Below are 10,036 nucleotides of genomic sequence, written 5' to 3'. Positions count from 1 at the left end.
ATCCTCATCGATCTCGCCGTCCACGGTGAACGCCGTAGCCATCGCGGTAAGTACGCGCCCGAACGGAGCCACCGGCGCTGACGGAACGGTCATCGGCCCAGTGTAAGGCGACGAACCGGCGACAACCCGACAAAAACCAGTTTCCAATGTCGGGTGGGTCGCCGACCGTAACCGCAGCGACCGCGGAAGCACCGACCGCAACGATGCCGAGCACAGCGGCGGTCCCTGCCGAAAGTCCCTCACCGAAACGCGGTTCGGGTGAAACCGCTGGTCATGATGGCGACGCGAACCACCCCATCTGGTCAGTGCCGGCCGGCCACCGCGGGCCGCCGTCCGGGGAGGCCACATCGGGCAGCGAGTGACCCAGTCGTAGCAGCCAGGAGGCGGCCGGTTCATTGATCAGCTACGCTTTCAGCCGTCAACCTGCGGGCGCCGGCCGGGATGGTGTTGCCGCCGGTGGGGTCCATTACGCGCGATTCAACGGAAAGTTCGTGGTCACGATGGTGATGCTGGTTCTGCACGCGGTGGCGGCACTGCTCGTGCTGTTCTTCAGGGCGCTCTCCCGCCCCGCATCCGGTCACCGAACGATCGTGACCGACGGATTCGACGACCACTACGAACAGCTCACCGACACCGCACCACGCCACGGCTGAGAAACGCGCACTCAACGGGTGTCCTGAACCTACCCGGGGCAGACACCGCTGCCGGGCCGAGAGCAACAGGTCGCCGAGCACAGCTGAGACCCGATCGCTGATGCCGTCGCCGCGGCGTCGATGGTGGTACCCGATCGAAACAGTGCGGCGACTGATGCGGAACCCCGCAGGGCCGATGATCTGGGGCGCCCCGACAAACAAACGAACCGGTCCCGGAGACCGCGCCTGCCGGCGGGTCATGACCCGATCAGCGCGGCCAGCTGCGCCGCAGCATCGCGCTCGGCGAACGACGGCACGAAATCTCCCTCATCCACCGAGTTCACAACGCCAAGCCTGCGCCCCAACGACCACCCCGGTCAAAGCCACACCGTCGCCTGGTAACGCGCACGAGCACATGGGATCGACCGCAAATTCACTTTGCAGACAATCGATTCGACGGTCAGTGCGTGCCCGCCAGGTCTCGATTGGGCCCGCCGCTGCCGTTTTCACAGAGGACCTCGGTGGGTCCGTACGGTGCGCAATCGCCTTCACGTGCGCGATATCGAACCGGACAGTTGAGATATTCTGGGCGGGCGTCCGTTCACATCCGGCGTGCAACCGATGAGCTTGTTTCATCCCCGTGGTCGTGGTTCGTGGCCCGATCATCGGCGGGGCTACAGGTTCGCCCTCGGTGACGGCGACCGTCACCGAGGACGCGACTGTCCGGGTCGGGTTCTTGCTGGGCACAGGCGCGAGGACGGCGCTGAGTCGGCGCAAGCGAGTCGTCACACGAAAGCGCTTCGTCCGGTTAACGACCGTCCGACGATCAGGGTATTCATTTCCCTGGTTCCCTCGTACGAATAGATCGCTTCCGCGTCGGCGACGAATCGGCCCACGTTGTGTTCCAGAAGTATTCCATTGCCGCCCATCAGCTCCCGCGCCCAGCCGACAGTTTCACGCATGCGGACCGTACAGAACGCCTTGGCGAGCGATGAGTGCCGGTCTTCGGCTTCCCCTTGGTCCTGCAACTGGGACAGCCGTGCACACATAGCCAAGGACGAGGTGATGTTCCCGAGCATTCGCACCAGCAAGTCCTGCACGAGCTGGAAGCCGCCGATCGGCCGGCCGAACTGTTCACGGGCGCAGGCGTATTTCAGCGCGTTCTCGTACGCGCCGCGCGCGCATCCGACCGCCATCCAGGCCACGCCCGCGCGTGTCACTCGTAGCACCTCGGCGGTGTCCTTGAACGTGTTCGCGCCTTGCAGGCGGTTGCACTCCGGAACCCGCACGTTGTCGAGTGTGATGAGCGCGTTCTGCACGATCCGCAGGGCGATCTTGTGCTCCTGCTTGTCCGCCGTGAATCCGGGCGAGGAATTCTCGACGACAAATCCCTTCACCTGGCCGTCGGCGACGTCCTTGGCCCAGATCACCGTGAGATCGCCGAACGTCGCGTTGCCGATCCATTTCTTCTGCCCGTTCAGGGTCCAGGTGTCACCATCGCGTTCGGCAGTCGTGGTGAGCCCGCCCGACGCACCGGAACCGACTTCGGGTTCGGTCAGCCCGAAGGATCCGATCGTCTCGTACTGTGCCATCGAGGGGAGGAAGCGTTCGCGTTGTTCGTCCGAACCGCACAGGTAGATCGATCCCATGGCCAGGCCGCCGTGCACGCCGTTGAAGGTGGCGATCGAGGAATCCGTGCGGGCCAGCTCCATCGCAATCATCCCGTCGAGCAAGTAGCTCCGCCCGGCACAGCCGTAGCCCTGGTAAGGCACACCGGCGATGCCGAGTTTCCGGAGTCCGGGCACGATCTCGAACGGGAAGGTTCCCGCATTCCAATGTGTGTTGATGATCGGGTCGACCTCGGTGGTCATGAAATTATGCACGGAGTGCAGCATTGCGCGCTCGGAGTCGGAGAGCATCTGTTCGAATGCATAGAAATCCGATGTGTCGGTGTTCGGATTCGGGCTCATGGGCTTACTCCTGGGTCGTGAAGGAAGGTGGTGATCACCGGCGCGAGTTCGGTGGCATTGGTGACCAGGTCGATGTGTCCGCCGGAGTGCAGATGCATGGTTGCGTGCGGCAACAGCTGATTCATGATTCGGGCGTTGACAACTGGCACGATCGGGTCGTCGGTACCCGCGACAAGGAGGGTCTGCTGCCTGATCGCGGGCAGCAGGGGCAGGCTCGTCCACACCGCTCCGGCAAGCAGTTGATGGACGTACCCGATCTTCGATCCGGCGTGCAGCTGCTGCAGGAAGAGCGCGGCGACGTCGTCGCCCTGCCGGCGCACCGTACCGCCGTACAGGTCACCGGCGATCGAGGCCGCGTAGGCCGGGTCGCGGAACCGGCGCGGTGTCAGCATCTTGGCCAGCACCCGCGGCATGCCCGGAACCATCAGTGCGCCGGTGCCGGTCGCGGCCAAGACCAGTCGCCGGCACCGGCGCGGATTCTGGACGGCGAACTGCTGTGCCAGCGCGCCGCCCCAGGACAACCCGAGCACGTCGACGACGCCGAGGCCGAGTTTGGTCAGCACCCGCCCCAGCACCCACGCCAGGTATGCAAACCCGTAGGGAGCAAGCGACGCGGGCGATCCGCCGGTGCCAGGAACGTCGAACCGAACCACGGTGATCTCCGGATCCAGCTGAGCCACCAACGGATCGAGCACCTCGTAGCTAGCCCCGATGCCGTTGCACAAGACCAGCGGCACACGTCGGGCGTCGGCGGATCCGGGCCGGATGCTGACCCGGATCCGCTGACCGGCGGCCGCGACGTATCTCTCGGCCTCGATGGCCGCGTTCATCGGTACAGCACCACGACGTCGGCGATGCAGGCCGGGCGTTCGGTGCCGTCGACCTCGTAGGTCAGTCCGTACACGACCTCGACGCCGGCGGGCTTGTGCTGGGCCGACGTGACGGTCACCGTTGCCCGGAGTTTGGCACCGACCGGCACCGGCGCGGGGAACCGCACCTTGTTCAGCCCGTAGTTCAGCGCGGCCTGCACGTTGTCGATGGTCAGGACGTCGGCGAGCACTCGCGGCGCCAACGAGAGCGTCAGGTAGCCGTGCGCGACAGTCCCCTTGAACGGTCCCAGGGCCGCGCGCTCGGGGTCGGTGTGGATCCATTGGTGGTCGCCGGTCGCGTCGGCGAAACGGTTCACCTGGTCCTGGCGGACGTCGTACCACGCCGTGGTTCCGAGAGTCTGTCCGGGCAGGTCGAGCAGGTCCGTCGGGTTGCCGATATGTGTGGTCATCGTCTTCTCTCAGGTGGTGTCAGTTCTGGTGCACGTAGGTGCCGGGCGCCGGGGCGACGGGTGCATAGCCCGGGCCGCCCAGGGTTTGCGGTGCGTCGACTTCGGGGCCGCTGCGGTCGGCCAGCCAGCTGTTGTAGTCCGGCCACCACGAGTCGGTGGTCTGCTCGGCCGTCTGCACCCAGTCTTCGGCCGTGTCCTGATCGACGTGGCCGATCCGAAACGAGGCCCTGGGGTTGCCCGGCGGGTTGACCAGTGCCGCGATGTGGCCGCTCGACGAGAGGACGAACCGGTTGTCCTTGCTGCCGAGCAGCCGGGCACTGCGGTAGCAGGCCTGCCAGGGTGAGATGTGATCGGCGACGCCGCCGATGACGTACGAGTCCGCGGTGACCTTCGACAGGTCGACCGGGGTTCCCAGCATGCTCACCGCCCCGGGGGTGGTCAGCGCGTTGCGTAGCCCTATCAGCACCAGGTCCCGGTGCAGCGCGGCCGCCATCCGGGTGGTGTCGGCATTCCAGAACAGCACGTCGAAGGCTGCGGGCGGGCGGCCCTGCACGTAGTTGTTCACCCAGTACCGCCACACCAGGTCAGTCGGTCGCAGCCACGCGAACACCTCGGCCATCGCCCGTCCGTCGAGGTATCCCTTGGACCTCGACGCTCGGATGGCGGCCTGCGCTGCTCGCTCGCTCATTGCGGCCGAGGCGAAGCCGGCTCTGCTCTGGTCGAGCACCGTGACGGCGAGCGTGAGTCCGGCGATCCGATCTCCCTCGCCGATCTCGGCGAGATGGGCCGCGGTCATGGCGGCGAGGATGCCGCCGGAGCAGGTCGCCAGCAGGTGCGCGCTGTCGGTCCCGGCGATCGTCTGCACCGCATCGAGCGCCTCGATGATCGCCGCGCCGTACGTGTTGACATCCCAATCACGATGCCGGGCTTGGGGATTGCGCCACGAGATCGCGTAGACTTGCTGGCCCTGCTGCAGGAAGTACTCGATCATGCTGCGACCGGGAGCGATGTCCATGATGTAGTACTTGTTGATTACCGGCGGGATCATCAGCAGCGGAGTCGAGCGCACCTTCGGTGTCTGCGGCGCGTAGTGAATCAGCTCGAACGCCCGGGTCTGCAACACCACCGCCCCCTTGGTGGTGGCGACGGTCTCGCCGACGGCGAACGCGTCGGGATCGACCATCGCCGGAATCCTGGGCTGGGACAGCATGTCGCGGGCGAAGGCTTTCAGTCCGCGCACGGCGCTCAGTCCGCCGGTGTCGATCAGTGCTTTCCAGCCGACCGGGCTGATCAACGGGTTGTTGGTCGGCGCCAGCCCCTCGACGATGTTGTCGAGAACGAACCGCATCTTCTCCGCGTCTCGCCAATCCAACTGGGCATCGTCGAACAGCTTGTCGGCCGTGTCCGCCCCCGCCAGGTACGCCTGCATCGTTCGCTTGAGCAGGGGATTGCCCTGCCATGCCGGATCGACGAAGCGTTTGTCACCCTTCGCTGGGACACGTTCGCAGGTCCCGACGGCGATCGTGCCCAGTTCGCGGGCCAGGGCGGTGCCACGGTGCGCGAGGGTGCGCTGCCGTGTGGTGAGATTGACCCCGAAGCGGGCCCATGCCCCATTCGGGAGCATTCGGCCGACGAATCCTCGAGTGGAGCTGGTCAGCAGCAGGTCCAACGGCGCGGCGAGCGCGTCCGGACTGTTGGTCGGGTTCGTCATGACTACTTGGCGCTTTCGGTTGTCGGAACGGCCACCTCGCGGCGGAGAATCTTGCCTGTCGCTCCCTTCGGGAGACTGTCGACGATCCACACGCGGCGCGGGTACTTGTAGGCGGCAACTCGCTGTTTGACGAAGTCGCGCAGTTCGCTGGGATCGACCCGTGCACCGTCCTCGAGGACGACCGCAGCGCCGATCTCCTCGCCGAGTGAGTCGTGCGGAAGACCGATGACCGCAGCCTCGACCACCACCGGATGCTCGTAGAGCACCTCCTCGATCTCCCGGGGGTAGACATTGAAACCACCGCGGATGATCAGGTCCTTCTTGCGGTCGACGATGTAGAAATAGCCGTCTTCGTCGACCTTGCCGACGTCACCGGTCGAGAACCAGCCATCGGCCGAGAGGGCTGACGCCGTGGCGTCCGGCAGGTTCCAGTACCCCTTCATCACGTTGTGTCCCCGAATCTGGATCTCGCCGAGCTCGCCCTGCGGGACCTCTTGGCCCACCAGGTCGACGATTCGCATCTCGACACCCTCGACCGGGGTACCGATCGACCCGGGTTTGCACTCGCGGTGCGGGTGGTTGAAGGAGGCTACCGGGGAGGTCTCGGACAGCCCGTAGCCCTCGAGAATCGTGGCACCGAACATCTTCTCGAAATCGGTGAGAACCTGAACCGGCAGGGAGGCGCCGCCGGATACGCAGACTCGGAGGGTCTCGGTCGCCGACGAAGGAAATCTCGTCGCCTCACCGAGCAGCGCCGAGTACATCGTCGGCACGCCCTCGAACACGGTGACTGCGTCGCGTTCGATCACCTCGATGGCTTTGTGCGGATCGAATCTGGGGATCAGTGTGAGCGTCGCGCCCGCCGACACCGACGTGTTCAGCCCGCAGGTCAGCCCGAAGACGTGAAAGAGCGGCAGGCACCCCATCACGACGTCGTCGGGCCCCAGTTCGATAAGGGTGCGCGCGGCGACTTGCTGGTTGCGGTTGAGGCCGCCGTGGGTGAGCTCGGCCCCCTTCGGCTTGCCGGTCGTCCCCGACGTGTGCAGGACGACGGCGGTATCTGCGTCGTCGCGGTCGACCGGACTCGCTTGTTCGGGCAGATCCGCCGTCAGTCTCACCAGATCGGCATCGTCTACCAGCAAGCATTTCGCTCCGGCGCCCGCGGCGCCGGCGGTGGCCTCCGCGGCGAACGCCGGTGTCGCGAAGAGCGCCGTCGCACCCGTGTTGGAGAGATAGAACTCGATCTCGCGGGATTTGAGCAGCGGGTTCATGGGGACCGCGACGGCACCACTGCGCAGGATTCCGTAGAAGGCCAGCGCGAACGCCGGCGTATTGGGCAGCATCAGCCCGACCCGCTCGCCGGGCCCGATGCCTTCGCGGTCGAGAAAGGTGGCGACTCGCGCGGCCGCCGCATCGAACTCGGTGAAGGTAAATTCCAGATCATCGCAGCGAAGCGCCACCGAATCGGGGTAGTTTCGTGCTGAGGCAACAAGATTCAGACTCAGGTTGGACAAGAGAACCTCCGGTGACTGTTGGCGTTTTGCCGGTAATTCAAGGGTGACTCCCGGCGCAGCCTGAGTCGATGGTGGCGGGAACAACGTCGATGGGCCGCCGGTGTGTGCGCTCACAACCGGCGTTCATCGGGCCTATCGTGTCCGTATGGAGGGACAGACCGATCCGCTCATCGTCGAACTCGCCGTCGCGATGCTGGCCCGTGCCGACCAGCTCGGTGCTGCGCTCGCCTCGGTCATCCGTCGGGACATCGACCACTACCGGTCGAACACCCTCGTGACCAACGACGAGATCCAGCGCAGCTGCACCGCGAACCTGACCTTCGTCTTTCATTCGCTGGCCGGAGACACCGAGATGGACGTCTCCGCAGCGGAAGCAACCGGGACAGCCCGGGCACTGGCTGGGGTCCCGTTGCCGGCAGTGATGGCGGCATTCCGGATCGGCTTCCGATTCATGTGGGAGAATACGGTCACCGAGGCGAGGAATCGCGACGTACCGCTCGACGCGATCCTGAACGCCACCTCGCAGATCCTCATCGCCCAGGACATGTTCACTCAGGCAATGACCGACGCCTACCGGCACCAACAAACGACTCAGGTCCTCCGCCGCGAGGAGGAGCGTTCGGCGCTGGTGGAAGCGTTGTTGTTCCGCCGCATCACCAACATACAGAGCCTGTGGGAGACAGCCGACCTCCTGCGATTGCCGACGGCTGGCCCGTATGTCGTCGTAGCAGCCCAGGTTCCCGCCATCGGCAAACTCGGCCTACCCGAAATCGCAAGCAAGCTCGACGTCCGCGACATCCGCTCAGCGTGGCGACTGCTGCCCGACCAACAGGTCGGAATCGTCTTCCTCCGCCGCCCCGACATCCTCCGCGAGCTGATCGATGTCCTCGACACCGCTGCCTCCTCGCGCGTCGGCATCAGCCCGCAGTTCGACGACCTCAGCGAGACCAGCGAAGCACTCCGACTCGCCCGGATAGCCATCGGCGAGAGACCGTCCGGCGACTCCTTGATCACGGTCTTCGACGGATCTCCGCTAGCTTTCGCCGCCGCCAGTGCACCCGAGGCCATGAAACGGATCGGGAAGTCCGTGCTCGGACCGATCGATCACCTGCCACCCGAGGAGCGCCAGATTCTGGTGGACACCTTCGCAGCATGGCTCGATGCCGGCGGTTCAGCGAACGAGACCGCTGCGAAGATCTACTGCCATCCGAACACTGTCCGGCATCGACTCCACCGCATCGAAGAGTGGACCGGCAAGTCGCTGTCGCGGCCAAAAGATGTCGCCGAGCTCTGCCTGGCATTTGAGATCGACCGCCTGCTGCCCTGAGCGACCCAGCGCCACGCTGCCGCCACATGCAGCAGCACCTCGTCTCACCCTTATGCGATCAATTGGACGTCGATGCAGGGAACAGGCGCGCTCCGCGGGAACGAGCGGCGGCGTACGGGAAATCGGACTTTCGGGCACACTGCGGGGACGGTCACACGTCGACCCGAAGATCCGCTGCGCCAGGCAGCTCACTGTCGCCGACTCCGCCTAGACGCGCACATACACCGCAGCAGTACCATCATTCCCACAGCGCTGGCGGCGATGGTCGGCCAGAACGGCATCATTCGAACAGCAACGGTGTCCGCTGTGCGCTCGGTGGCGGCAAGAATCCAGATGACGGCATATCGACGGATCGCCTCGAGCCACCGTGCTCACCGCCGCAACCCGGGTGCCGCGATATTCGGATCCCACATCGTCGCTGTCGGTTACAGGTTGCCGGTCCACCGACCCAGCGGTGCCGGTCGCGTGACCACCCGCAGCGAGCCGTTTGGACGCCGGTTCACCGTCGATCGATCTCACACATTCGGGTCACGACTTCACTGAATGCAGTGCAGCACAACATATTTTGGCCGTTGAAATTCCTGCCAGGAGATTGCCAGGCTCGTGCCAGCCAATAGCCAGGATGCGGGCCTGCACTGGTTCATATACCCCCCACTGGGAACGCCGCCAATCAGCCCACACGAGGCTGTCGGAGAAAGGATCGACCATGACCGGACAGACAACACCACTGGCGCGCAATCGACGGCTTCTGACGAGGGTCGCTGTGGTCGGCGCCCTCACTGCAATTCCCCTGGCCGCGCTCGCGGCGCCGGCGTCCGCAGCTACCGCTGTGCGGGTCGTGCAGGCAGATCGCAGCGCGCGGGGCGGTGACAGCGACCACCACCACGACTGGGACCGCCGCGGCGACCAAAGCCAGGATTGGCAGGACATCGTCCCGTGGCTGCCGATCACCAATCAGAATCCGGCCCCGACCACCAATCCGTTCTCGGGCCTATTCGGGTCCAGCTAGCGCTGGGGAGCATCGGAGTTCCGGACCGCGGGTCGCGCTCCCAGCGACCACGACCCGACGCCGGCCAGACATGAGAGGTAGATGAGGCCGCGATGAGGCCTTCACTCCAAAAACACTCGCTCGACAATCTTGCGTCAGCAGCCGTAGATAGCGGAGACAAGGTGGCAAGAGCCCGGTTGTACGCCGCTATCCGGCCGATGGTCGTGCGCCGCTGCCGCGCCGAACTTGCGCCCCGAGTCGCGGACACGGTCGCGGACGCCGCGTGCGCGTCAATCCTGAAGACACTCGCGGACAGCACCCCCGCGGACCCGTTTCTACACGTTCTGTACGCCGCGACGACTCAGCTGATCGCCCGATCCCCTGTTTCGGACCGCCGCACTGCACCGTCCACATGCCTCGCTGCATTGCCCCAACCCGAGCGTGACGTCCTGATCCTGCGGTTGATCGTCGGACTCGACACCGACGACACCGCAACAGCGCTCGGACGCACGCCCGGTGAAGTGCTCCTCGACCAGCACCGGGCACTGCAGACCCTGCGCGGCGCCCTCGCCGGTGCGGGGACCGAAACCCCGTAACGACCGGCACAAGAGGCAA

At 65.5% G+C, this 10,036-nt stretch carries 9 protein-coding genes; 4 read left to right on the top strand and 5 right to left on the bottom strand.

Annotated features, from left to right (window positions below):
* Nucleotides 1–395 precede the first annotated feature (395 nt).
* Entirely contained in the window at nucleotides 396–653 is a 258-nt protein-coding gene (locus ACFWAY_RS38455) for a hypothetical protein (protein ID WP_378457575.1), read from the top strand.
* A 764-nt stretch (nucleotides 654–1,417) separates the two neighbouring features.
* Here ACFWAY_RS38455 and ACFWAY_RS38450 read toward each other — a convergent pair.
* Genes ACFWAY_RS38450 through ACFWAY_RS38430 form a run of 5 tightly spaced genes read right to left on the bottom strand, consistent with a single transcriptional unit; the run spans nucleotide 1,418 to nucleotide 7,106 of the window.
* The gene (locus ACFWAY_RS38450; RefSeq protein WP_378514241.1) at nucleotides 1,418–2,602 is read right to left on the bottom strand and encodes an acyl-CoA dehydrogenase family protein; all 1,185 of its coding nucleotides are present in this window, start codon (nucleotides 2,600–2,602) and stop codon (nucleotides 1,418–1,420) included.
* Nucleotides 2,599–3,432 carry a poly(3-hydroxyalkanoate) depolymerase gene (phaZ, locus tag ACFWAY_RS38445; protein ID WP_378457573.1) on the bottom strand — a complete coding sequence of 278 codons (834 nt, stop codon included), beginning with the start codon at nucleotides 3,430–3,432 and terminating at the stop codon, nucleotides 2,599–2,601. Before phaZ ends, ACFWAY_RS38450 begins: the two co-directional genes overlap by 4 nt.
* Entirely contained in the window at nucleotides 3,429–3,881 is a 453-nt protein-coding gene (locus tag ACFWAY_RS38440) for a MaoC family dehydratase (RefSeq protein WP_378514240.1), read from the bottom strand. Before ACFWAY_RS38440 ends, phaZ begins: the two co-directional genes overlap by 4 nt.
* A 19-nt stretch (nucleotides 3,882–3,900) precedes the next feature.
* Nucleotides 3,901–5,592 carry a PHA/PHB synthase family protein gene (locus ACFWAY_RS38435; protein ID WP_378514239.1) on the bottom strand — a complete coding sequence of 564 codons (1,692 nt, stop codon included), beginning with the start codon at nucleotides 5,590–5,592 and terminating at the stop codon, nucleotides 3,901–3,903.
* Between the two features lie 2 nt (nucleotides 5,593–5,594).
* Nucleotides 5,595–7,106: a long-chain fatty acid--CoA ligase gene (locus ACFWAY_RS38430; protein WP_378514238.1), complete on the bottom strand. Its 1,512-nt coding sequence runs from the start codon at nucleotides 7,104–7,106 to the stop codon at nucleotides 5,595–5,597.
* Between the two features lie 145 nt (nucleotides 7,107–7,251).
* On the opposite strand from ACFWAY_RS38430, the gene ACFWAY_RS38425 reads away from it, so the two are divergent.
* The 3 genes from ACFWAY_RS38425 (at nucleotide 7,252) to ACFWAY_RS38415 (ending at nucleotide 10,017) form a co-directional block, all read left to right on the top strand.
* Nucleotides 7,252–8,433 (top strand): PucR family transcriptional regulator, encoded by a 1,182-nt coding sequence (locus ACFWAY_RS38425; protein ID WP_378514237.1) that lies wholly within the window; start codon nucleotides 7,252–7,254, stop codon nucleotides 8,431–8,433.
* A gap of 706 nt (nucleotides 8,434–9,139) precedes the next feature.
* Nucleotides 9,140–9,442, top strand: coding sequence for a hypothetical protein (locus ACFWAY_RS38420; RefSeq protein ID WP_378458394.1), 303 nt, complete (start codon nucleotides 9,140–9,142; stop codon nucleotides 9,440–9,442).
* Nucleotides 9,443–9,603: 161 nt separating this feature from the next.
* Entirely contained in the window at nucleotides 9,604–10,017 is a 414-nt protein-coding gene (locus tag ACFWAY_RS38415) for a sigma factor-like helix-turn-helix DNA-binding protein (RefSeq protein ID WP_378458393.1), read from the top strand.
* The last annotated feature ends 19 nt before the right edge of the window (nucleotides 10,018–10,036 follow it).

The sequence above is a fragment of the Rhodococcus sp. NPDC059968 genome, from assembly GCF_042738615.1.
GTDB lineage: Bacteria > Actinomycetota > Actinomycetes > Mycobacteriales > Mycobacteriaceae > Rhodococcus_F.
Note: the sequence above shows the minus strand (reverse complement) of the source record. Positions and strands in the feature narration are given on the sequence as shown.